Raw genomic sequence first — 23,774 nt, forward strand, 5'->3', positions numbered from 1 at the left:
TTTGGATAAAAAAATCCTCCTAATGGAGGATCTTCAAGATATCATTTTTGGGCCGCTATTTTCTTTTCGATCGCAATGATAAAAGGCGGATCGTTTCGCTGGTTTAAATATTGGTAACAGAGGACGCGGGCGGTATCCTGGTCGAGCGATGTGCAAAATTCGAGCAGGGCATCCTTTTCCCGCTTTCCTTCGGGATGGCCATGGTAGACGACCAGAACGATCAGCCCCTCATTTTTCAGGATTTTGAGAAGCTGCTTGATGCTGGCGATGGTTGAATCGCTTTTTGTCGTCACCGATTTGTCGCCTCCCGGAAGATACCCGAGGTTAAACACGGCTGCTGCCACCTTGCCTGCGACGTCGTCAGGAAGCGAAGTGATGAGCTCATCATGGCTTTTTTGAATCAATGTCACCCGGTCTTTGTACTCGTTTCCAAGTCTTGCGGCAGTATTCATAAGAGCTGTTTCTTGAATATCAAAGGCATAGACATGCCCGCTTTCACCGACAAGTTCTGCTAAAAAATACGTATCATGTCCGTTCCCCATTGTCGCATCAATGACGATGTCTCCTTCGCCTGCGGCTGTTTTCAGCAGTTCTTTCGCATACGGGAGGATCTTCTTGAGCTTCATGTGGCCATGCCTTCTTTCTCTTTGTTGAACCATTTCCCCTGATAGCTGCCGCGCCTTTCCAGTTCTCCATTGATGGCGTTTAAGACTTCCCATTTATTGACGCTCCACATCGGTCCGACCATCAATTCGATCGGTCCGTCACCCGTAATCCGGTGAATGATCATTTCCGGCGGAAGAATTTCAAGTTGATCGCAAACAAGCTGGACATAATCATCTTGAGAAAGGAATGTTAATTTGCCTTTTTCATACTGCTTCACCATTGGCGTTCCCTTTAACAGGTGGAGCAGATGGATTTTAATCCCCTGCACATCCAAGTCGGCGACCGCTTTTGCGGTTTCCATCATCATGCCGCGGTCTTCGAGAGGCAGCCCGTTAATGATGTGGGAGCAGACGCGGATGCCGTGCTTCCTCAGTTTGTTCACGCCTTCCACATAGCAGTCGAAATCATGGGCGCGGTTGATCAAATCAGCCGTCCGTTCATGAACGGTCTGAAGGCCGAGTTCCACCCAGAGGTATGTGCGTTCATTAAGCTCTGCAAGATATTCGACAACATCGTCAGGAAGACAGTCCGGCCGGGTTGCGATAGAAAGGCCGACTACGCCGTCGAGGCCGAGGACCGTTTCGTATTTTTCGCGAAGAACGCTGACAGGAGCGTGCGTGTTCGTAAATGCTTGAAAGTACGCCATGTATTTGCCGTCTTTCCATTTTTCATGCATTATGTCGCGCACTTCATTAAATTGGGTCAGCAGATCGTCGGCTCGGTTTCCCGCAAAGTCTCCGCTCCCTGCGGCGCTGCAAAATGTGCATCCGCCGTGTGCGACCGTGCCGTCGCGGTTCGGGCAGTCAAAGCCTCCGTCAAGGGCGACTTTAAACACTTTATGACCGAAATGATTTCTTAAATGATAATTCCATGTATGATAACGTTTTTCACTGTTCGTATATGGAAAAGGGTTGTTCTGATGCAAACAAAAGGACCTCCTTTTAGTATCACGGCATCCTAAAATTGTAGCAAATAAACATGATAAGAACAAACCGATTCCCAATTATTTTCTTCAATGATCAGGGCTGTGATGGTCAAACTAATCACGATGGATTTTTCCATTAAGGAGGGGTTTTCTTTGGCTACAAGACAATCCGTCGGAGAGCACATCCAAAGAAGCGAAGATGCTTATGATTATGCTTTATCTCAATTTGAAACTGCAAGCAGGCAGGAGCATTACAATGAGACAGAGTACAGCGATGCGCAGCTGATGCTTGAAAACGCGGTCAACGAATTAAACAAGCTTTCGCTGTTTGCCAATGAGCAGCAAAGGGAGGAAATTCACCGCAAAAGGCTTCAGCTGCAAACCCTTCAAAACAATATGATTCTGCAGAGATCGTATGAAAGATGAACCCTTTTTGAAAGGGTTCATTTTTTTGAAAAAAGCGATTGACAAAAGAGGACGATGTATTTAATGTATTAGGTGTACTATATCGAGTAATACAATTAACACACACATGTAAAGGAGCAATACTCATGAGTGATAAACATAAGAAAGTAACGCCAATGGTTGTCGTGGCGTTTATCATTGCCTGTTCGTTCTTGTTTGTACTTGCGAAGCTGGGCTTTATAATTCAAGAAAATTTGGAATACGTGTTTTTTTAAAAGTGAATGACCTGAGATTGAACGAGAAAGAAGGGAGATAGATGATTCAAATCGATCCGAGAAGCTCAACTCCGATCTATGAGCAGATCATCCAGCAGATGAAAGAGCTTTGCTTAAAAGGGATAATCAAGCCTGGAGATAAACTTCCTTCTGTCAGAGAGCTTGCAACTATTATCATTGCGAACCCGAACACTGTCAGCAAAGCCTATAAAGAACTTGAACGGGAAGGAATTATTGAAACGTTGAGGGGAAGAGGAACGTATATTTCTGAAAACGCGAAAGTTACGCTTGATGAAGGGAAGATTGCGATGATTAAAGAGCAGTTAAAGCAGCTGATCATCGATGCGCATTACGCTGGGATCGACACTAAAAAGCTGCAGCAGTGGATGGCGGAAATCGACGAAGAAGTGAGAGGAGGCGAAGTGAATGATTGAGCTCAAATCTGTGTCAAAAACGATTGAGGGAAAACAAATACTCAAAAACATCTCCTTTAAGCTGGAGGAAGGAGAAATTTTCGGGCTGCTCGGAAGAAACGGCTCAGGGAAAACGACGCTTCTCCGCCTGATTCAGCAAATCCTGCTGCCTGATGAGGGAGACATCTACTTCGGCAGCGTCAAGGTGAAGGACCATCCGCTCGTCAAGCGCAACATCGTCTATATGCCCGTTCAAAACACATATTTCGAAAAATACAATTACAAACAGCTCGTCAATATTTTACGTAACATTTATCCTGACTTTGATGTTACATACGCAAATGAATTAATGAACCGTTACGATATTCCCGAAACAAAAAAGTACGGGGAATTGTCTACAGGATTGAAAAAGCAAATGTCGCTGATCTTGTCGTTTGCGATCCGGCCGGCGGTCATCCTGCTTGATGAGCCGACAGACGGCATTGATGCCGTCACAAGACAAGACGTTCTCCAGCTGATGGTCGATGAAGTGGCTGAAAACAACACGACGATTCTCATCACATCCCACAGGCTTGAGGATATTGAAAGAATGTGCAACCGAATCGGTTTTCTCGAAGACAATACATTGTCGAACATTATGGATCTTGACGAGCTGAAAGGCGATTTTATTAAAATCCAAATGGCATTTGAAGAAGATGTCAATTTGAAAATCAGAGAAAGGGAAATCCCTGTTTTGGATCACACCGGCGTCTTTTATACGGTGTTGATTCCGAAAGAAGATGATGTGAGCAAACAATTTCTTAAAAGTTTGTCTCCGAAAGTTTGGAACGAGCTTCCGGTCAGTCTTGAGGAAGTATTCATCGCGAAGTATGGAGGTAAGCGAAGATGGTAGACCGCGGACTTTTATATAAAGAGTGGAAACAGCATTTCTGGATTTTTTTAGTTGTGTTTGCAGCGGTGATGCTGAGTGAACCGCTTACGCTTTTGAATGATTATTTCCAGTACCAAGGATGCCTTGCAGAACTGAAAAAATTTCCCGATATGGAGTGCGTTTTATATAAAGATTATGAGATAGGCGGGGCTATGAGAATGTTCTGGGTTGGAGGAGTCGCGCTTGCACTCAGCCAGATCGGGTTTGAACGTAGCAGAGGAACGCTTGATTTCACACTCGGCCTCCCTTATAGGCGCGGCATCATTTTCAATACGAAATATGTCTTCGGCCTTTCAATTCTTTTAACAGCTCAGCTATTATCTTACTTATTATCTTACGCTTTGATTATTTTGTATAAGGTTGATGTCATTCATTTTCATGAGTATTTTATCGGGTCGGTCATTTTCTGCTTTATGGTCTACTCGCTTGTCATGGCGGCGGGCGCGATGACCGGCAATCCGCTGGCCCAGCTGGTCGTTGCATTTTCAACGTCGATCCTGCCGTATTTGCTGATCGGGCTTCCGTTGGCCAACCTTCGAATCATCCGGAGTTTCTTTGGAGGTCACTCTGCTTTCTTTTATGGTGAAACAGAACTATTGGATTATATAACGCCGATCATGTACCTCAACCATTTCGGCATTCAATACGGCAGCCTGGCCTTTACGCTTATTCCGCTCGCCATGGGGATTTTGTTTTATATGATCGGCTACTTCTGCTTTATCAGACAGCAGATTGAACGGAACGGACATTTTTTCCTTTGGGGAAAAATGGACCGGCCGATCCAAATTCTCGTGATTTTATTCGGCATCGGGGGATTCGGGACAGCCTCTGGCTCAAGCCTGTCCAGCTATATCTTCGGTATGTTGATCGGTTCGGCAGTCGGGTTTTTAATCAGTTACTTCTTGATTTTTAAAAAAATAAAACAGCTGTAACCCATAATGGAGAGGAGATTTACAAATGATCAGTGTAGAGCATATTCACCACTCGTTTAAAGTCGGCAAAAAGGGGAGGGAAAATGAAATTAAAGTGTTAAAGGATGTCTCGCTTACCGTCGAAAAAGGCGAAATCGCCTGCATTGTCGGACGGAGCGGTTCCGGAAAATCGACGCTGTTGAACTTGATTTCCGGCTATATCGCCCCGACAGAAGGTAAGATCGTCATTGACGGCACGGATGTCACGAATTACGGCGAAAAAGAATGGGCGGCATTCAGGCTTGAACATTTCGGCTTCATCTTTCAAAGTTTTCAGCTGATTCCGAGCCTGACGACTTTCGAAAATATCGAGCTGCCTCTGACTTTAAAAGGTGTTCATCCGTCTGAGCGGAAGCAACGCGTCAATGAGATGCTTCACCGCGTCGGCCTTGAAAACCACGCCGGCCACTATCCGAATGAGCTTTCAGGCGGACAGCAGCAGCGCGTCAGCATCGCCCGCGCTTTGATTTTGAATCCGTCAATCATTTTAGCCGATGAACCGACCGGAAGCCTCGATTCCGAAACAGAGCAGGAAATCCTGGAATTCATTCGGCAGCTGAACAGGGAGCGCGGCATTACATTTGTGATCATCACGCACGATGACGAAGTGGCATCGATCGCCAATACGAAATTTCATCTATCTGACGGCGTGTTAGAGAAAGGGGAAGAGACTGTTGAAGTTTAAGGATCAGTTGAAGTTCATTAGAAGAAATATGAAGAAAAACCGCCTGCGTGTATTCATGACCATTCTCGCAACAACGGTGGCCTGCGCGTTTTTAATCGTGCTCGCATCCGTCGGATTCGGCCTGCAAAAATCGATGACTGAACAGCTGATGAAAGAGCAGATCGTGACTGAGATAAATGTTGTCGGAAAAGAAGGGCAAAGCGATCAGAAAGTTCAAAAGAAAGACTTGAAAGAGTTTGAAAATCGCAAAGATGTGTCCGCGATTATCGAGCGCACGAAGGTTTTCGCACCTGCTGAAGCAAAGTTGGGCAACAGGACAAACAATCAAATTCAGTATGTCTCAATTACCGACATGGCCGCCGAGCAAAAAGCCAATATCAAACTCGATCGCGGCCGCGTAGCGAAAACACCGAATGAAATCGTCGTCGGCTACCATTTCGGAAAGAATCTCTGGACGAAAAAAGAAGCCCAAGATTATGAAAAGCAGATGGAAAATAATGCTGAGGAAGTAAAAGAACCAAAAGGATACGCAGAAGATATTCTCGGCAAAACAATTGAATTAAAGATCTCAAAAATGGATGAAAAAACAGGAGAAGAAGGGAAAGCGAAAACATATGATCTGAAAGTTGTCGGAGTGACGAAAAAACCTTCTTATGAATGGGCAAGCGATTCAACAGTCTATGTCAGCAACGACATGCAAAAAGACATCACCGGTTTTCTGAAGGCGGACAAAGACAACGGCACGATCGAAAAAACGCTCTCGGTTTACGCGGATAACTTTGAACATGTCGGACAGCTGACAACAGATTTGGAGGATAAAGGCTACTACGTCGATTCAATAACGAAAAAACTCGATAGCATCAATCTTTTTTTCATGGCTTTTAAAATCGGTCTGATCTTCGTCGGAGTCATTGCCGTCTTGATTTCAGCGATCGGCATTTTCAACACGATGACTATGGCGGTTACAGAGCGGACGCAGGAGATCGGCATTATGAAAGCGATCGGGGCAAGCCCGAACGTGATCCGGAAAATGTTCCTGTTGGAAAGCGCCTATATCGGTATCTTAGGATCTGTTTTAGGTATTATCATTTCATATGGCGTCAGCTTTTTAGTAAACATGATTATACCGGTGATTTTATCATCGGTTTCAGAAGGAGAAGCGAGTGCGGCAGAGCTCAGCATCACCTTCTCGTACATTCCGGTCAGTCTTGTCCTCATCGCGACCTTGATCAGTGCAGGTGTCGCCATTCTTTCCGGCTTGAATCCGGCCATTAAAGCGACAAGAACGAACGTGCTGACAGCATTAAGAAGAGAGCTGTAAAAAAAAGCCGGCGGTATGCCGGCTTTTTTAACGTTTCGGAGGTCTGTACCCCGCATCACGCGCCTCCTGTTCTGTGCAGAACCAGCGAGCGACGTTTTTCGTGCGGTCATAATATGTACTTCCCGGTGTATGATAAATATGGTTGACGCTTCCTTTGATTTTGCACTCCTGTTTGCTTTCACCGCTGCTTTTCTTAGCGGCGGGCGCGCTGTGTGACGTTCCGGCCTGAGCGGTGGCGTTCTTTTCTTTTACAGTGGCTTCGGCACTGCCGCTTTTTTCTTCAGCCTTGGCCAGTTTTTCTGACAGCGATTTTGTTTTTTTCGTAAGCGAGTCTTTTTCTTTTGTCAGTTTTTCATTTTCTTTTTTTAATGTGTCATTCTCCGTTTTGACTGCCTTCAGTTTTTCGTTTGCTTGATTGAGCTGCTGCTTTAATGCGGTTTGCTCCTTTTGCACAGCGCTGTGTTCAGTTTTCAGTTCTTGAAGCTCGGTTGTCAGGTCCTCTGTTTTTGTCTCATCGACGGCATATGTTTCTTCATCGTAATAAGGAAGAGAGATGATCAGGAGGAGAAGTCCGCCTGCAAAACAAGGATAAAAGAGTTTTCTGGAAAACCTTTTGCCTGGAGAAAAGATCCTTTTGATAAAATGAAAGGCAAGATAGCAGATGGAAAAAATGAAGGATAAAAACCCGATCAGCATGATAGATTCCATGATTCGTCTCCTTTCGTGTTTGATAACTATATTTTAGCTTAAAAAGAAAAAAATGTTTATGCCAAAAAACTTCTTGCAAATCTAAATATTCAAACGTAAAATAGAGAAATCATTTAAAAACCGAATATGGAGCTTATAAAGAGAGATGGAGGGACTGGCCCGGCGAAATCTCAGCAACCTGCAGCAGAGCAAGGTGCTAAATCCAGCAGAATGTCAGGCGCATTCTGAAAGATAAGTTGAACAACTCTTTCAGGCGCTGAAAGAGTTTTTTTTATTTTGGAGGAGGAGATATACATGAACAAGTTATTAAAATGGACTTCTGCGCTGGTACTGGTCCTAAGCTTGGCGCTTCTGGCCGCATGCGGAAACAATGCCGAAAGCGACGGCAAAACGATCAAAATAGGCGCTACTGCAGGACCGTATTACGATATGGTCAAAAAAGCGATTCAGCCTGAACTTGAGAAAAAAGGCTACAAAGTTGAAGTTGTCGAATTCACCGACTATGTACAGCCGAACACGGCATTAAGCGAAGGCGAACTCGACGCCAATTTGTTTCAGCATGAGGTTTTTATGAAATCATACAATCAAGAAAACAATAAACATCTTGCGGCGCTCATTTCTGTGCCGACCGCTCCGATGGGTCTCTATTCTGCCAAATATAACGACTTGAACGATGTCAAAAACGGGGCGGAAGTGGCTGTGCCAAACGATCCGGCCAATGCCGCCAGGGCATTTTTAACGCTTCAGGATCAGGGGCTGATTCGGCTGAAAAGCGATGTCGACACATTGAAAGCATCTGTGCAGGATATTGCAGAAAATCCGAAAAAGCTGACATTTAAACAGCTTGAATCCGCCAATCTTCCAAGAGCTGTCGATGACCTGGATATCGCGGCTGTCCCGGGCAATTTCGCTCTCTCCGCCAATATGAAGCTGCAGGACGCGCTGGCGCTTGAGAACATGCCTGACCGCTACCGCAATCAAGTGGTAGTGGATGAAAAAAACAAAGACAAGCCATTCGCCAAAGATCTCAAAGAAGCGGTAAAATCCAAAGCTTTCGAAGATGCGATCGATCGGGAATTCGCCGGCTTCGGAAAGCCGAAATGGATGACGCAATCATAAAAAAATTCCCCCTTTAAAAAGGGGGTTTTTTATGTTGAAAATCGAAATCGTGTCAATTGAAAAAAATGGGCAAAACGAATAGAATCTAGAGGGAATGCTAAAGAGAAAGAAGGAAACGCTATGCCGCGCACATTATGGCTATTGGTCATCGGAATGTTTATCAATGTCACAGGGGCATCTTTTTTATGGCCGCTGAATACCATCTATATCCATCAGCATTTGGGAAAGTCGCTGACAGCGGCCGGATTTGTGCTGATGCTGAACTCAGGGGCAAATGTGCTGGGCAACCTGTTCGGGGGATATCTATTCGATAAAATCGGCGGATTTAAAACGGTTGTTCTTGGAATTGTGATCACGTTTGCGAGCCTTTCTGGCCTCGTCTTTTTTCACGATTGGTTCCAGTACATTCTTTTCTTAACGTTGGCCGGTTTTGGATCAGGGATCGTTTTTCCGGCATGCTATGCAATGGCCGGATCAGTTTGGCCGGAAGGCGGCAGAAAGCCGTTCAACGCTGTATACGTGGCCCAAAATGCAGGTGTGGCAGTTGGCTCAGCGCTCGGCGGAATTGTCGCTTCTTTTTCATTTACGTATGTTTTTCTCGCGAATGCGATGCTGTACGCCGTCTTCTTCATGATTGCGTTTTTCGGATTTAAACGCATCCGGTCTGAAAAAGCCATGCAGTCATCTGTTTTGGATCATGCCGATTCAGTCAGCGGGAAATCGAAATTTTCTGCGCTTTTGGTCATATGTACGGGCTACCTGCTCGGCTGGATCGCTTATTCGCAATGGTCCTCGACCATCGCTTCACATACCCAGGAGCTGGGGATATCTCTTGGGCAGTACAGCGTGCTTTGGACAGTGAACGGGGCGCTCATCGTTTTCGGTCAGCCGCTGATCGGTTTTTTTGTGAAACGGTTTGCCGAATCGCTGAAAAACCAAATCGTGATCGGATTTGTCATTTTTATGATGGCATACGGAATTTTGTTTGGCGCTGAACGGTTTCCGGCTTTTCTTGCTGCGATGGTTGTGCTGACCATTGGCGAAATGCTTGTATGGCCGGCTGTGCCGACGATTGCAAACCGTCTCGCACCGAGAGGGAAAGAAGGGTTTTATCAAGGGTTTGTCAACAGTATGGCGACCGGCGGAAGAATGATCGGACCGCTTTTTGGCGGAATGCTGGTTGATTATTTTAGTATGCAGCTTTTGCTCGCGGTTCTGCTCGCATTGCTGCTGATTGCAATAGGAACGGCGTTTTTATACGACAGGAAGGAAAAGCAGCTCTCCGCTCAGTCAGATGCATGAGTAATATAGAAAAAATAGGTAATTGTAATTATTCGAAAATGAATCGAAGGAATCAAGATTATCAACCAAATCTTCACATATAATGGAAGAAACAAGCTTTTTTTCTTCTCAGACAGAACACATTTTCTGTATGGTAGTATCGAATATCATCGCAAGGGGTCTAGGGGGGCTGCTCGATGGCCTGAAGTCGCTTGACTAAACTAAGGGCTTTAGGAAGGTGATGAAGATGCTGCATCAAGTTTTGGTTGCTTGTTTGATTGGAGGGATTATGGGGGTTCTCGGGCACGTTAAAAAAAGAGGACGACTCGAGAAACCGAGAACAACGAAACGATTCATTTACCTTGGATTTTTTGAAGATATTCTTGTCGGAATGGTTGCTTCTATTTTGCTTGTTTTATCTGCGGAACCTGATTCTGGAATTCAGCTTGTCGTGTTATCGATCATTGCCGGCTACGGCGGTGAAGCTGTATTGAGAAGCTTTGACTTTGTCAGAGAACAGCAGGCAAATGTACAGAACTCCGAACGGCAAAACAAATCTCCACACGATTAAGATCCTCACTCTTACCCTTTTTTCAGCACATTCCCATTGTATACAAACCTGCTTGCACTTATGAACAGAATTCTATAAAATACAGATAAGATTACGGTTACGGCAAGAACAGTGAAGAGGAGCAGTAAGAAGCCCATTTTGTTTCAGAGAGTTGACGGCTGGTGAAAGTCAATCAAATGAGCTTCCGAACTCGCCTCAGAGTTGCAGCAGTGATGAGCTGCTGCCGCGTATCTGCGTTACAGATATCAAGTGAGTGTGCCGCATGCACACTAACAAGGGTGGTACCGCGGGAAATCTCTCGTCCCTTCTTAGGGATGGGAGAGTTTTTTTGATTTTAGAATAATCTGAATATAACGCTGCCAGTCCCGTCCATACTTGAAGACAAAGAAGCCGTACTCATATTCAAAGGAGGTTTTTACAATTGAGTTTTGACCATCAAACAATCGAGAAAAAGTGGCAGGACTATTGGCTGAAAAATAAAACGTTTGCCACGCGTGAAGATAAATCGAAACCGAAATTTTATGCATTGGACATGTTTCCGTATCCGTCAGGCGCAGGCCTTCACGTCGGACACCCTGAAGGCTATACAGCGACCGACATTTTGTCCCGCATGAAACGGATGCAAGGGTACAATGTCCTCCATCCGATGGGCTGGGATGCATTCGGGCTTCCTGCGGAACAATATGCGCTGGATACGGGAAACGATCCTGCCGTCTTTACTAAGCAGAACATTGCCAACTTCCGCCGCCAGATCAGAGCGCTCGGCTTTTCGTATGACTGGGACAGAGAAGTCAATACAACAGATCCGGACTACTATAAATGGACGCAGTGGATTTTCTTAAAGCTTTACGAAAAAGGTCTCGCTTATGTAGATGAAGTCCCTGTAAACTGGTGTCCTGCGCTTGGAACCGTTCTTGCCAATGAAGAAGTCATCGACGGCAAAAGCGAACGCGGCGGCCATCCTGTAGAACGCCGTCCAATGAAGCAGTGGATGCTGAAGATTACCGCTTATGCCGACCGCCTGCTTGAAGATCTGGAAGAACTCGACTGGCCGGAAAGCATTAAAGAGATGCAGCGCAACTGGATCGGCCGTTCCGAAGGGGCGCATGTTCATTTTGCGGTCGACGGCACAGACGAAACGTTTACGGTTTTCACAACGCGGCCTGACACATTATTCGGTGCGACATATGCCGTTTTGGCTCCGGAGCACGATCTGGTTCAAAAAATCACGACGCCTGAACAGAAAGACGCGGTCGACGCCTATATCGAAGAAGTTCAATCAAAGAGCGACTTGGAGCGGACAGACCTTGCCAAAACAAAAATAGGCGTCTTCACAGGTGCTTATGCGGTCAATCCGGCAAACGGGGAAAAAATTCCGGTCTGGATCGCGGACTATGTCTTGGCTACATACGGAACCGGAGCGGTCATGGCGGTTCCTGCCCATGATGAGCGGGACCATGAATTCGCATCAGCATTCGGGCTGCCGATCAAAGAAGTCGTCAAAGGCGGAGATGTTGAGAAAGAAGCATATACAGGCGACGGCGAACACATCCATTCAGACTTTCTGAACGGCCTTGATAAAGCGGCTGCGATCGAAAAAATGATCCAGTGGCTTGAGGAAAACGGGAAGGGCGAGAAAAAGGTAACATACCGCCTCCGCGATTGGCTGTTCAGCCGTCAGCGCTACTGGGGCGAGCCGATCCCGGTCATCCATTGGGAAGACGGCACATCGACTCCGGTTCCTGAAGAAGAGCTGCCGCTGATCTTGCCGAAAACGTCGGAAATCAAACCGAGCGGAACGGGTGAGTCCCCTCTTGCGAACATTAAAGAATGGGTGGAAGTGACAGATCCTGAAACAGGCAAAAAGGGAAGACGCGAAACGAATACGATGCCGCAATGGGCGGGAAGCTGCTGGTACTTCCTGCGCTACATCGATCCGAAAAACCCGAACGAACTGGCTTCCCCTGAAAAATTAAAGGAATGGCTTCCTGTCGATATGTATATCGGAGGGGCGGAACACGCGGTTCTTCACTTATTGTATGCGCGCTTCTGGCATAAATTCCTTTATGACATCGGGGTCGTTCCGACGAAAGAGCCGTTCAAACAGCTTTATAACCAAGGAATGATTCTTGGTGAAAACAACGAAAAAATGAGCAAATCGAAAGGCAATGTCGTCAATCCGGACGAAATAGTGGAGACGCATGGCGCGGACACGCTCCGGCTGTACGAAATGTTCATGGGGCCTTTGGATGCATCGATCGCCTGGTCAACGACAGGACTTGACGGCGCCCGCCGCTTCCTTGACCGCGTATGGCGTCTGTTCATCGATGACAAAGGCGGGTTAAACGAGAAGATCGTTGAAGGAGCTGGCGAAACGCTTGAGCGCGTCTACCATGAAACGGTCATGAAAGTGACAGACCATTTCGAAGGTCTGCGTTTCAATACAGGTATTTCTCAGCTGATGGTCTTCATCAATGAAGCATATAAAGCTGATCAGCTTCCGAAAGAATACATGGAAGGCTTCGTGAAATTGCTGTCTCCTGTCGCGCCTCACTTGGCTGAAGAGCTGTGGAGCCGACTTGGACATGAGGAAACGATCACGTATGAAGCATGGCCTGTCTATGATGAAGCAAAGCTCGTTGATGACGAAGTCGAAATCGTCGTTCAGCTGAACGGAAAGGTGAAAGCAAAGCTGAACGTTCCAGCCGACGCCGACAAAGAACAGCTTGAAGAGCTGGCGAAAAATAATGAAAAAGTAAAAGAACAGCTCGAAGGAAAAACGATCAGAAAAGTGATCGCTGTACCTGGAAAGCTTGTAAATATTGTCGCAAATTAATGGAGAAGCCCCTTCAACCCGAAGGGGCTTTTCAGCTTGCCGACAAACCCGCGCATTCGTTGACAGTCCTGCTAAGCCGGTGCTCACGAATAGGAGAAAGATCAGGCGGCAAACCGCCCGGGTGCCTGCCTGAAAACCGCCGTCACCACATCCTGTGGAAGACCGCTCCGATGCTCGGCCTTCCTAGACTGCAAGGATTGCGGGACAAAGGATGACAAAATCCCAAAACTAAAAGTGTTTTGGGATTTTGTTAATAATCTGAAAGCCCTGTCATTCCGCCGAAAGGATGAAAATATTTCAGCCGTTCGCTTCGTTTCAAATGATCCATGACCGCTTAAAATGGGAAAAAGGAGATGATTTTGATGCATTTTTCCGATTTTTCCGCCGTACAGGTCAGAATTGCCCGGCCTACAGACCGTTTTGACGAAATCGTTTCGTTTTACGAAAAGGGGATGGGCCTGAAAAAGGTTGGCGGTTTTTCCGGACATCAAGGGTATAATGGCGTCATGTTCGGCCTGCCGAATGTCCAATATCACCTTGAATTCACCTCCCATATCGGAGGCAGCCCTTGTCCGGCACTGACTAAAGACAATCTGTTCGTCTTTTATATTCCTGATCAGAAGGAAATCAAGAGCATTTTAAAAAGGCTCGCTGACATGGGCTATCACGAAGTGCCGCCTGAAAATCCGTATTGGAAGGACAAAGGGGCAACAGTGGAAGATCCGGACGGCTGGCGGATCGTGCTGATGAATACCGAAGGCATATAGGGACGTTATGCCTGTGCCCAGTCTCTTGCTTTCGTGCGGACGATATCTGTAAAAGCCGCCATTGCTGGAGAAAGCCATTTGTTTTTATGATAAGCCATTTGAGTGGAAAACAGGGTGTCGCAGACCAGCGTGCCCTGAAGCTTTCCTTCTTCGATATCAGTGCGCGTTGTGATCAAAGGAAGAAGGGATACGCCCAAACCGCACATCACGCACTGTTTAATCGCTTCGACACTCCAAAACTCCATCGTATGGTCGGCAATGACTCCCCTTTGACGTAAATACTCCTCAAAAAAATCACGGTAGCTGCAGCCGTGCTCCGTATATAAAAACGTTTCATTTGCGGTAAAAGTCAAATCATCAAGGGCTTTTTGTCCTGCCGGGTGTTCCTTGGGAAAGATGAACACCATCGGCTCATTGACCAGCTTTTCAACATGAAGGTCGTTTTCTTTCCGATCGTTGTCCAAAAGAAAAGCGACATCGATTTTTCCCTGCTTCAATTCGTCTCTCAGCTGCCAGCACGTGGAAGACTTTAATGTGACCGTGACCTGCGGATATTTGTTAGTAAATTCGTGAAGAATGGCAGGCAATCTGTAAACCGTTAAAGATTCTGAGGCACCGATGATCAAGTTTCCCGACGGCTCCTGGTCGTTTTCCGGAATGTGCCTCGCTTTTTCATACAGTTCGACCATTTCTGCGGCATAAGGGAGAAGGTGTTTTCCCGCTTCCGTCAGCATCATTTTTTTCCCCAGCCTGTAGAACAGCGGCTTTCTTAATTCTTGTTCGATTGCTTGAACATGCGAAGTCACAGTGGACTGCGCATATCCCAAATAATCGGCAGCACGGGTAAAACCGCCGATATCCACGATGGTTTTGAATGTTTTCAAATGTCGGATCTCCATCTCGTCATCCCCCTTTTTTATCTTATATCGAAAAATTCGAAGTTACAGATCGATAATATCTATTTTACTGATGAATTGAACAAGATTACAATCATTTTAAATGACTTTGCGAAAGGATTGTATCAGTATGAGAGAAAAAAAGCTTGGCCCTTTATTATTAAGCGGGCTGATGACGGGGCCCATTTTAGGATCCGGAATCATTCTGCTGCCGCCAATGATTCATCAGACAGCGGGGGACTATGCGATTTTTGCATGGCTGTTGATGTTGGGAATCGGTTTTTTATTTGCCTGGATTTTTGCCAGATTGAGCGTCGAGTATCCGAATGATGCCGGGATTGCTTATGCGGCTGAAAAAGCGTTCGGTTCCCGTGTTAAAAAGTTGGCAGTCTTTTATTTTATCATGGCTGCGAGCTTCGGTCCCGCCGCCGTATTAATGACGGCCGGCGAATATATTCATTCTCTTGCGGCCGGCACGGCATTTCCTGCTGAACTGTACGGCTTCATTTTTTTTATCTTTTGTATGGTAGTTCTTTGCTTTAATCTTTCATTTGTCGGCATGGTTGCACTCATTTTCTCTACTGCCGCGGCTCTTATCCTGTTTGGAAGCAGCGCGGCTTCCGTGCCTTACTTCCGTGAGGGGCCGCTCGTAGACGGAACATTTCAGTTTGCTGATTTTGGACGCGGATTGCTGCTGTTGTTCTGGGCATTGGTCGGATGGGAAATCGTCGGCAACTACAGCATGGAAGTGAAAAACCGCGGGAAAACGATTCCCCGGGCCGTCGTGATCAGCAGCCTGACGGTAACGGTCATATATTTGGCGACTGCGGCAGCTGTTCAGTGGATTGATCCGGGATTCTTCGCAAACGGACAATTGAAGCTGGCGATGATGCTGACGCCGTTGTTCGGATCTTTTGCATTGCCTGTGATCGCAGTCCTCACTGCTGTCCTCTGCATGTGCGCTTATTTTCAGGTGACAGGCGGAGCAGCCAGGCTGGTGGCATCGCCTTTTTCATCTGCAACTCGCTGTGCGGTCTTGCCGCTGCTTACAAGCTGCTATCCGGCCGCGTTTACAAAATAGGCTGCCTCTTTCTCATGGGGTGCTTCTCGCTGCTTCTTTTGTTTTCATCACCCTGGGTCTTACTGTTTATCATGCTTGCCAGCGCCTTGTTTGTGGTGAACTTCCGTCAACTTATCATCTGGAAAAAGGTAAAACGCCCTTTCAAATCGTATTAATCAATCAAACGGAAAAAGAAAGGGGAACACGATGCGCAGTCAACTTTTCAAACTGCTCGGCGATTTGCCGGGGAAAAAAAGCATTGATGTGAGCACTCTTAAAATTGAAGAAAAGTCATCTTTTATTCTCGAAACGCTTTTGCTTGAGTTAAACGGAATTGAAGCGGTGCCGGCCTATTTTGCAAAACCGAAACAGATGAACGGCAAGCGGCCGGCCGTGCTTTACTGTCATTCACACGGAGGACGTTACGAAAGGGGAAAGGAGGAGCTGATTGAAGGAGCGGATTACTTGCAAACACCGCCGTTCGCCGAGGAATTGACGGCCTTGGGATTTTCCGTGCTTGCGATTGACCATTGGGCTTTCGGAGACAGGCGGGGCAAAACGGAGAGTGAGATATTTAAAGAAATGCTTTGGACAGGGCGGGTGATGTGGGGAATGATGGTCTTCGACAGCATCAGAGCCATCGATTACCTGAGCATGCGGGAGGACACAGACGAAAGCCGCATCGCTTCACTCGGCATGTCGATGGGAGGTCTGATGGCCTGGTGGACTGCTGCATTGGATGAGCGGGTCAGCGTATGCGTTGATATATGCGCGCAGGTGGACAGCGAAACATTAATCAAGACGCAGAATTTGGACCGTCACAATCTCTATTCGTATGTTCCAGGGCTGGTCAAGCACTTTTCAACCGCTCAAATCGAAAGCCTGATCGCTCCAAGGCCTCATTTAAGCCTGGTCGGAACCGCAGATAAACTAACGCCAGTTCAAGGGATTGACCTCATTGAAGAAAAGCTGTCCGATGTGTATAAAGAAAAAGGCGCCGGTGAACGCTATGAAGTGTTTCGCTCTCATTCAGGGCACTTCGAGACAGCCGGAATGAGGCATAAAGCGATCGGTTTCTTAAAAACATGGCTGTAAAACAGGAGGTGAATCACTGTGAAAAAGGTGACGATCATCGGAGGGAACGGCACGGTCGGCCGCGTATTAGCATGCGGATTGGCAGGCGAAGGATACGAGGTGACAGTGCTGGATTTAAAAGAACCGGATGAAAAGCCGGCTGTCCGCTTTGTCCGGGTGGATGCGGCAGATTACAATGAAGTCGTGAAAAACATTCCTCTGAATACGGATGCGGTGATCAACCTTTTAGCTGTAAAGCCGTCGGGTGATTTGCTTGACCGGCAGGAGTTTGAGAAAATGACGGATATCTTTTTTAAAGCGACATATACGATTTTGCGGGCGGCGGCGGAGCTCGGGGTGCCGAAGGTGGTTTTTGCAAGCAGCAACCATGTGACAGATGTGTATGAAAAGGACGGAGATTCTCTGCTGGGGAGGCAGATCAACACTGATGACTACCCGCAGTCGAAAAGCTTGTACGGCTTGCTAAAATTGGCGTCCGAAAATCTCGGCTACCTTTTCTCGCACCAATTAGACGCCAAGGTTTCCGTGATCAATCTGCGGATCGGGACAGCCGCTGAAAATGAGCAAGAAACGCTGCGCGCAAAACCGAGGAGCAAAAAAACGCTGTTATCCCACCCCGACCTTATCGGGATTTTTAAAGCCGCAATCGAATCCGGCAAAACATATGGTACATATTATGCTGTCAGCGACAATAAGGGGCGGCCGTGGTCGATCGATTCCGCCATTCGGGAACTGGGGTTCAAGCCGAAAGTAAGCGCCTCAGACATCCTTGATGAAGACTGACGTATCATCTTCTAAGGTGATGATCTTTTTCTCCGCTTTTCTGATCCTGCTTAAAAAATGATTATAGACGCTCTCCTTTCTGTTTGCTACATTTTAGACACGATATCGTAATATTTTGACAGCGCTTACAAGGAGGGGGAAATGACGATCAGGCATTCTGCTGGAAGCCGCGTGTTTGACATATTGAATTATTCATTTTTAACAGGGTTCGGATTGGTTTGTGTGCTGCCGTTCATTCACGTTATTGCAGCCTCTTTCGCGACAGTTGAGGAGGTCATTTCGAAAAAGTTTATCTTAATACCGACGACTTTTTCGCTGGATGCGTACAGGTATATTTTTTCAACTGACATTGTGTACAGAAGCTTAATCATTTCTATTCTTGTCACAGCCGCAGGGACAGCGGTCAGCATGTTTCTATCCTCTTTAATGGCATACGGGTTGTCGAGAAAGGAGCTGATGGGAAGGCGCGTCCTCATGTTCTTGGTCGTGTTCACGATGCTGTTCAGCGGAGGGATGATCCCGACCTTTCTCGTTGTAAAATCGCTCGGATTGCTCGATACCTATTGGTCTCTGATTCTTCCGACGGCCATCAATGCGTTTAACTTGATAATTTTAAAGAACTTTTTTCAAAACATACCGTCAAGCCTCGAGGAATCCGCCAAAATCGACGGCTGCAATGACATCGGCATCTTCTTCCGCATCATTCTTCCGTTGTCTTTGCCGGCGATCGCGACGATTTCGCTGTTTTACGCCGTCACCTATTGGAATACGTACATGCAGGCGATTCTGTACTTGAGCGATGCGACAAAATGGCCGATACAAGTTTTGCTTCGCCAGATTGTCATCGTATCAAGCGGTATGCAAGGGGATATGACGGAAATGGGAGCAGCCGCGGCGCCGCCGGAACAAACGATCAAAATGGCGGTCATTGTCGTTGCAACCATACCGGTGCTGCTCGTGTATCCGTTTATTCAAAAGCACTTTGCAAAAGGCGCTCTTTTAGGGTCAATTAAAGGATAAAAACGGAGGGGACAATATGGGGAAAAAATGGCTGATCGCGATTTTTGCGTTCGCGCTTTTGGCCGGCGGGCTGCTTGGCTGTTCGAACAGCGGAGCAGATCAGGCTTCTACAAAGGATGAGAAAATCGACCTGAACTCGCCTTTGGACTTGAGCTGGATGGTAATTCTTTATCATCAGCAGCCGCCGAAAGATACGGCGATTAAAAAAATCGAGGAACTCACCAATACAAAGCTCGATTTAATGTGGGTGCCTGATGCGGTAAAAGAAGACCGCTTAAACTCAGCGCTCGCCGCCGGAAACCTGCCGAAAGTCGTCACCATTCAGGACATTAAAAATTCATCTGTCATGAATGCGTTCAGGTCGGGGATGTTTTGGGAGGTCGGCCCTTATTTAAAGGATTATCCGAATTTAAGCAAGATGAACAAGCTGATCAATAAAAACGCTTCGATCGACGGAAAGCTTTACGGCATCTACAGGGAGCGCCCGTTATCAAGACAGGGGGTTGTCATCCGTAAAGACTGGCTTGACAACCTTGGGCTCGAAATGCCGAAGACGGTTGATGAACTTTACGAAACAGCGAAGGCATTTACAGAAAAAGATCCTGACCAAAACGGAAAGAACGATACGATCGGCTTTGCCGACAGAAACGATTTGATCTACGGCGCCTTTAAAACATTGGGGTCCTATATGGGCATGCCGACTGACTGGGAGGAAAAAGACGGCAAGTTCACGCCTGACTTCATGACAAAAGAGTACATGGATACGATGAAATATATGAAAAAACTCTATGATGAAGGGCTGATCAACAAAGACTTCCCGGTTACGAGCAAAACGCAGCAGCAGGAGATGTTTTCACAAGGGAAAGCCGGCATTTATGTCGGAAATATGGTCGATGCCGTCAATTTAAGAGACCAGTCTGTCGATGATAAAATGGAGCTTGAGATCATCAATCGGATCAAAGGGCCGGACGGAAAGGAACGCGTCTGGGCATCAGGCGGGCATAACGGAATCTTTGCCTTCCCGAAAACAAGCGTCAAAACAGAAAAAGAGCTGAAGAGGATTCTGGCCTTTTTCGACCGGATCGCCGAAGAGGATGTTTACAGCCTGATGACTTACGGGATCGAAGGGGTTCACTATAAAAAAGAAGGGAATAAACAATTCAAACGGATCGACGAGAAACTGAAAGACTGGCAGGCGGAAATCCAGCCGCTCGTCTCTCTCGTCGGCATTGATAAACAATATTTGAAAAATACGGGAGATCCGCTCCGTACAAAATATGAAGAGCTGACAGAGGACAATAATGAGATCATCGTCTCAAATCCGGCCGAAAGCTTGTACTCACCGGCCGCATCTGAAAGAGGCGATGAACTGCAAAAGATCATTGATGATGCCACATATCAATTCATCCTCGGCAAAATCAATGAAAGCCAGTTCGAGAAAGCGGTTGAAAAATGGCGGACGAACGGCGGAGATCAAGTAATAGAAGAATATGAGGAGTCATTTAAAAAAGCAGAAAAATAGAAGACAATCCCGGGAAACCGGGATTGTCTTTTTATGCCGAATGATTTTTCAGCTCGCGGTATTTGCCGGGCGTGATTCCTTCCAGCTTTTTAAATGAGCGGATGAAATTCTGCGGATTTTTGTATTTCAGTTTTTCAGAAATTTCTTTTACGGACAGCGTCGTTTCCGTCAGCCAGTTCTTCGCGATATGATGCCTGTAGGATGACAAGTATTCGCTGAACGATATTTTCATTTCTTTCCTGAAGATGCTGCTTAAATAGTTGGGGTTGTAATGAAGCCTTCCTGCGATCGATTCGAGCGTCAAGTCCGTGTCGAATTCCTGCTGGATAATATGGACGATTTTTTCTGAGATGTTTTTGTATTGCGATTCTTCTCTGATGCTGAGTGTATCGATCATCTTGACGATAATCTGCGCGTTCAGCCAGCTTTCGATTTCCTCGATGGTCGTCAGCTCAAAGACGTCGTCGTACAGCATCGTATTTTCGTTCGGTTCAAAAATCTCGATTCCGAGCAAATGCATAAATTCAATCAAGTTGTTCAAGAGCCTTGCAATCGCCAACTGGCAGTGATGCGGATTCATGTTTTCAGAACAAATCGATTCAAGGAGAAGATGAAGCTGTTCGGCCGCTTGTTTACGGTTGCACGTTTTAATAGCTTCAAACAGTTCATTTTGGATCTGCTTTGGAAACTGGGTTAAAAACGCTTTGTTGCGGTCAAGATGCTCATAGAAAATCACCGCGTGTTTTCCTGATTTCAGACGGTATGTCAGCGCTTCAAGCCCTTCCAAATAAGCGCGCTTCGACATTGCAAGGCTTGTAAACGGCTGGCTGATGCCGATGCTGACAAACAATCCAAGCTCTTCATGAATTTTATCCCTGATGGATGATGCGGTACGCTCCAAGTCCTCCTGAAACCTGTCCAGCGGCTGTCCGCGGTTCAGCATGATGATGGTCTACGTTTTATCAATGACAACCGGCGGGAGGCGCTTATTCTTGGGCACAGATCGTTCGACAAGGCTGTTGATCGCAAACAGCAGGACATCAAGATCCTTTTTTTCATATGATGTGTCTTTCAATGTATCAATTTGCAGTGCAAAAACGGACAGGTGGCTCCAATCTTCAGGGAAGCCGAGCCCTGTAAAACGGTCTTTAATTTCTTCTTCGCTCAGCTTGCCGAGCAAAAGCCTTGTTAAAAAATACTGCTTCAGCTGGGTGACCTGCTGTTCGACGCGCACCTTCAGATCATGGTTTTTATTTTTCATCTCTTTAATATTCCGTTCAATCAGTTCAAATTCGTTTTTCGGATTCTCTTGGCCGGAAGCGGCCCCCGCAGAAAAGCCTGAGACGGATTCGTACAAAACCTTGATCGGCCTGTAAAAATGACGTGAACCAAACCAGGAAAATAGATATGAAAGCGCTAACAAAATGACGCAGGTCGTAAATGTGAACCAGCCGATTGATGCCGTCTGTTGATAAAGTTCCGGAATGGTCGTTAACGAAATATATATCCAATTATTGTAATCTGATTTCTGGTATGTAATGTTATAGGCGGTGTCGCTGACTGTTGTATCAAACTGGCCGTTTTTGTCCTGATGCCGGCGGATCGTTTTGAAATAATCCTTTTGTTTGATCGATTGCCCAATCATTGACGGGTCTGAGTGAAGGATGATCCGTCCGTTGTCATCAAGCACCATCATGCTGTTTGTTTTTGAATGATGAGGCATGCGCTTGACAAGTGAACAAGAAGGAATGCTCGCGATCGCAAGGCCTCTGTTTTCCATGCTGTTCAGGGGAAGCTGTTTGACCAGATTGACGTTGTACAGGCAGTTGCCCGAAGCTCCTTCTTTTGTGGCGACAAGGTCGTTGTTTTTTTCAAGCACCCAGCTGGAACGGCTTTTTAAAGCGTTGTAAAGCGAGATCGTGATGGCTTGTTTTCCCTGATCTAAAGGATATAAACCGGAATTGTTGATATACCACTTTTTTTCTTGGCTGATCAGCGTGATATCCGACAGATCGGTATCGAATGTCTGCAGTTCGTTTAATTCCTTGTTGATTTGGTTATATAGCTGAAAGCGTTCTGGTGTAATGGTGCGGCTGAGTGTCTGAATTAAAGGATAGGAACGGACGTAATTGGTGAAGGAATGGTCAACCGTTTTTAAAATATGCTCGATATTTAGCTGTGTCTGGCCAACGGTTTGGAGCTTTTCGTTTGTAACGTTTTGTTCAATCGTTTCCGCTGATCTCTGATAGGAAAAAAAGCCGACGATGATGACCGGAATGGTGCTCAGAACGAGAAAGAAGGTCACCAGCTTATAGTAAAACTTATATTGTTTTCTCTTCATAAATTCCCCCCCAACAAATCTTCGTTTGAGATGTTCATATATAATTAATCCGACTTTTGTGTGAATTTGTCAATAATCATTTTCTAACCATCGTTTCATTTTATTAGGTTTTGCCGGCTGCCGGGCGAGGTGGGGCCGATGTGATGATATGATTGTAGATTTATTTTTTCATGGTGGGATAAAGTGAAAGCAAACATCACGAAGGGAGGCCGTTTATGAAAGCAGCCGATGTCCAGACCGGAAAAAATCCGGCCCATATTGTTGAAAAAAAACGAAAGACGCGTTTTTGGGAAAAGCTTCTCCAGCAAAAGTATTTATATTTGATGATTCTGCCGGGACTGATTTATTTTTTGCTTTTTAAGTATGTGCCGATGTGGGGGATTGTCATAGCGTTTCAGGATTACCAGCCGTTTCTCGGCATAACGGGGAGCGAATGGGTTGGTTTTAAGCATTTTGAAAGGCTGTTTACCGAACCGACGTTTTTTATGCTTCTGAAGAATACATTGATTTTGTTTTTCCTCAACCTTGTTGTATTCTTTCCGATACCAATTATTTTGGCGCTTTTATTGAATGAAGTCAGAGTCGCATTGTTCAAAAAGTTTGTCCAGACGCTGATCTATATTCCGCATTTTATGTCATGGGTTATTGTGGTATCGCTTTCATTCGTCCTGTTGACGGTTGATGGAGGATTGATCAATGAGATTATCGCCTACTTCGGCGGAGAAAAGATCAACTTTTTGCTGAATGAAAGCTGGTTCAGGCCGATGTATATTCTCCAGGTCATCTGGAGGGAAGCCGGCTGGTCGACGATCATTTATTTGGCGGCGATTACCGCTGTCGACCCGCAGCTTTACGAAGCGGCGAAAATGGACGGGGCCAATCGCCTGAGGAGGATGTGGCATGTCACACTACCTGCGATCAGAAGCGTCATCGTTGTTTTGCTTATCTTGAAAATCGGCGATACGCTCGAACTCGGCTTTGAGCATGTGTATCTGCTTTTGAATGCAACGAACCGCGAAGTGGCCGAGATCTTTGATACGTATGTATACACGGCCGGATTAAAGCAGGGGCAGTTCAGCTACAGTACAGCCGTCGGTTTATTTAAAGCAGCTGTCGGTCTCATTCTTGTCATATTTGCAAACAGGATGGCGAAGAAATTTGGAGAAGAAGGAATATATTAATA

22 protein-coding genes, 1 pseudogene, 1 riboswitch and 1 other annotated feature are annotated in these 23,774 nt (G+C 46.2%); of the genes and pseudogenes, 18 read left to right on the forward strand and 5 right to left on the reverse strand.

Annotated elements, in window-relative coordinates; translation table 11 throughout:
- Positions 1–41: 41 nt before the first annotated feature.
- Together mnmM and mnmL are read right to left on the reverse strand one after the other, a co-directional pair.
- Positions 42–626, reverse strand: a complete 585-nt coding sequence (gene mnmM, locus ACVC9U_RS03410) for a tRNA 5-(aminomethyl)-2-thiouridylate-methyltransferase MnmM (protein WP_075751878.1) — start codon at positions 624–626, stop codon at positions 42–44.
- Positions 623–1,591: a tRNA modification radical SAM protein MnmL/YtqA gene (mnmL, locus tag ACVC9U_RS03415; protein ID WP_441390123.1), complete on the reverse strand. Its 969-nt coding sequence runs from the start codon at positions 1,589–1,591 to the stop codon at positions 623–625. The genes mnmM and mnmL overlap by 4 nt, the downstream gene beginning before the upstream one ends.
- 153 nt (positions 1,592–1,744) lie before the next feature.
- Between mnmL and ACVC9U_RS03420 the strand changes: the two genes are divergently transcribed.
- The 7 genes from ACVC9U_RS03420 to ACVC9U_RS03450 all read left to right on the forward strand — a co-directional run bounded on the left by ACVC9U_RS03420 (position 1,745) and on the right by ACVC9U_RS03450 (position 6,592).
- On the forward strand, positions 1,745–2,017 hold the full coding sequence (locus tag ACVC9U_RS03420; RefSeq protein ID WP_003184568.1) for a YtzC family protein: 273 nt from the start codon (positions 1,745–1,747) through the stop codon (positions 2,015–2,017).
- Positions 2,018–2,142: 125 nt separating this feature from the next.
- Positions 2,143–2,271 carry a hypothetical protein gene (locus ACVC9U_RS03425; RefSeq protein ID WP_441390124.1) on the forward strand — a complete coding sequence of 43 codons (129 nt, stop codon included), beginning with the start codon at positions 2,143–2,145 and terminating at the stop codon, positions 2,269–2,271.
- A gap of 41 nt (positions 2,272–2,312) precedes the next feature.
- Positions 2,313–2,705 (forward strand): GntR family transcriptional regulator, encoded by a 393-nt coding sequence (locus tag ACVC9U_RS03430; protein ID WP_075751880.1) that lies wholly within the window; start codon positions 2,313–2,315, stop codon positions 2,703–2,705.
- Positions 2,698–3,576 (forward strand): ATP-binding cassette domain-containing protein, encoded by an 879-nt coding sequence (locus ACVC9U_RS03435; protein ID WP_441390125.1) that lies wholly within the window; start codon positions 2,698–2,700, stop codon positions 3,574–3,576. Before ACVC9U_RS03430 ends, ACVC9U_RS03435 begins: the two co-directional genes overlap by 8 nt.
- Positions 3,570–4,547, forward strand: a complete 978-nt coding sequence (locus ACVC9U_RS03440; RefSeq protein ID WP_020452659.1) for an ABC transporter permease — start codon at positions 3,570–3,572, stop codon at positions 4,545–4,547. Before ACVC9U_RS03435 ends, ACVC9U_RS03440 begins: the two co-directional genes overlap by 7 nt.
- Positions 4,548–4,572: 25 nt before the next feature.
- On the forward strand, positions 4,573–5,271 hold the full coding sequence (locus tag ACVC9U_RS03445) for an ABC transporter ATP-binding protein (protein ID WP_075751882.1): 699 nt from the start codon (positions 4,573–4,575) through the stop codon (positions 5,269–5,271).
- Positions 5,261–6,592 carry an ABC transporter permease gene (locus ACVC9U_RS03450; protein WP_075751883.1) on the forward strand — a complete coding sequence of 444 codons (1,332 nt, stop codon included), beginning with the start codon at positions 5,261–5,263 and terminating at the stop codon, positions 6,590–6,592. Before ACVC9U_RS03445 ends, ACVC9U_RS03450 begins: the two co-directional genes overlap by 11 nt.
- A gap of 27 nt (positions 6,593–6,619) precedes the next feature.
- Here the strand turns inward: ACVC9U_RS03450 and ACVC9U_RS03455 are convergent, their stop codons facing one another.
- Positions 6,620–7,300: a sunset domain-containing protein gene (locus tag ACVC9U_RS03455; RefSeq protein ID WP_075751884.1), complete on the reverse strand. Its 681-nt coding sequence runs from the start codon at positions 7,298–7,300 to the stop codon at positions 6,620–6,622.
- 130 nt (positions 7,301–7,430) lie between these two features.
- Positions 7,431–7,538: riboswitch (SAM riboswitch) on the forward strand.
- 56 nt (positions 7,539–7,594) lie between these two features.
- Here ACVC9U_RS03455 and ACVC9U_RS03460 point away from each other — a divergent pair.
- The 5 genes from ACVC9U_RS03460 to ACVC9U_RS03480 all read left to right on the forward strand — a co-directional run bounded on the left by ACVC9U_RS03460 (position 7,595) and on the right by ACVC9U_RS03480 (position 13,874).
- Entirely contained in the window at positions 7,595–8,419 is an 825-nt protein-coding gene (locus ACVC9U_RS03460) for a MetQ/NlpA family ABC transporter substrate-binding protein (protein WP_075751885.1), read from the forward strand.
- 120 nt (positions 8,420–8,539) lie between these two features.
- On the forward strand, positions 8,540–9,721 hold the full coding sequence (locus ACVC9U_RS03465; protein WP_003184551.1) for an MDR family MFS transporter: 1,182 nt from the start codon (positions 8,540–8,542) through the stop codon (positions 9,719–9,721).
- A gap of 220 nt (positions 9,722–9,941) precedes the next feature.
- Entirely contained in the window at positions 9,942–10,271 is a 330-nt protein-coding gene (locus tag ACVC9U_RS03470) for a DUF4257 domain-containing protein (RefSeq protein ID WP_016885609.1), read from the forward strand.
- A gap of 102 nt (positions 10,272–10,373) precedes the next feature.
- Positions 10,374–10,580: a binding site (T-box leader), on the forward strand.
- A gap of 112 nt (positions 10,581–10,692) precedes the next feature.
- On the forward strand, positions 10,693–13,107 hold the full coding sequence (gene leuS / locus ACVC9U_RS03475) for a leucine--tRNA ligase (protein ID WP_441390126.1): 2,415 nt from the start codon (positions 10,693–10,695) through the stop codon (positions 13,105–13,107).
- A 362-nt stretch (positions 13,108–13,469) separates the two neighbouring features.
- On the forward strand, positions 13,470–13,874 hold the full coding sequence (locus ACVC9U_RS03480; RefSeq protein ID WP_441390127.1) for a VOC family protein: 405 nt from the start codon (positions 13,470–13,472) through the stop codon (positions 13,872–13,874).
- A 5-nt stretch (positions 13,875–13,879) separates the two neighbouring features.
- On the opposite strand, the gene ACVC9U_RS03485 is transcribed toward ACVC9U_RS03480, so the two are convergent.
- Entirely contained in the window at positions 13,880–14,773 is an 894-nt protein-coding gene (locus ACVC9U_RS03485) for a LysR family transcriptional regulator (RefSeq protein ID WP_441390128.1), read from the reverse strand.
- A gap of 127 nt (positions 14,774–14,900) precedes the next feature.
- Between ACVC9U_RS03485 and ACVC9U_RS03490 the strand changes: the two genes are divergently transcribed.
- The 5 genes from ACVC9U_RS03490 (at position 14,901) to ACVC9U_RS03510 (ending at position 20,250) form a co-directional block, all read left to right on the forward strand.
- On the forward strand, positions 14,901–15,851 hold the full coding sequence (locus ACVC9U_RS03490) for an APC family permease (protein ID WP_441390129.1): 951 nt from the start codon (positions 14,901–14,903) through the stop codon (positions 15,849–15,851).
- A gap of 186 nt (positions 15,852–16,037) precedes the next feature.
- Positions 16,038–16,925, forward strand: a complete 888-nt coding sequence (locus tag ACVC9U_RS03495) for a dienelactone hydrolase family protein (protein ID WP_075751890.1) — start codon at positions 16,038–16,040, stop codon at positions 16,923–16,925.
- An 18-nt stretch (positions 16,926–16,943) separates the two neighbouring features.
- Positions 16,944–17,708 carry an NAD-dependent epimerase/dehydratase family protein gene (locus ACVC9U_RS03500; protein WP_075751891.1) on the forward strand — a complete coding sequence of 255 codons (765 nt, stop codon included), beginning with the start codon at positions 16,944–16,946 and terminating at the stop codon, positions 17,706–17,708.
- Positions 17,709–17,849: 141 nt separating this feature from the next.
- On the forward strand, positions 17,850–18,728 hold the full coding sequence (locus tag ACVC9U_RS03505) for a carbohydrate ABC transporter permease (protein ID WP_020452647.1): 879 nt from the start codon (positions 17,850–17,852) through the stop codon (positions 18,726–18,728).
- 16 nt (positions 18,729–18,744) lie between these two features.
- The gene (locus ACVC9U_RS03510) at positions 18,745–20,250 is read left to right on the forward strand and encodes an extracellular solute-binding protein (protein WP_020452646.1); all 1,506 of its coding nucleotides are present in this window, start codon (positions 18,745–18,747) and stop codon (positions 20,248–20,250) included.
- Positions 20,251–20,281: 31 nt separating this feature from the next.
- Here the strand turns inward: ACVC9U_RS03510 and ACVC9U_RS03515 are convergent.
- Positions 20,282–22,591, reverse strand: a pseudogene (locus ACVC9U_RS03515) (helix-turn-helix domain-containing protein).
- A gap of 215 nt (positions 22,592–22,806) precedes the next feature.
- On the opposite strand from ACVC9U_RS03515, the gene ACVC9U_RS03520 reads away from it, so the two are divergent.
- Positions 22,807–23,772 (forward strand): ABC transporter permease, encoded by a 966-nt coding sequence (locus tag ACVC9U_RS03520; RefSeq protein WP_020452644.1) that lies wholly within the window; start codon positions 22,807–22,809, stop codon positions 23,770–23,772.
- Positions 23,773–23,774 lie beyond the last annotated feature (2 nt).

The sequence above is a fragment of the Bacillus sp. GM2 genome (assembly GCF_056155945.1).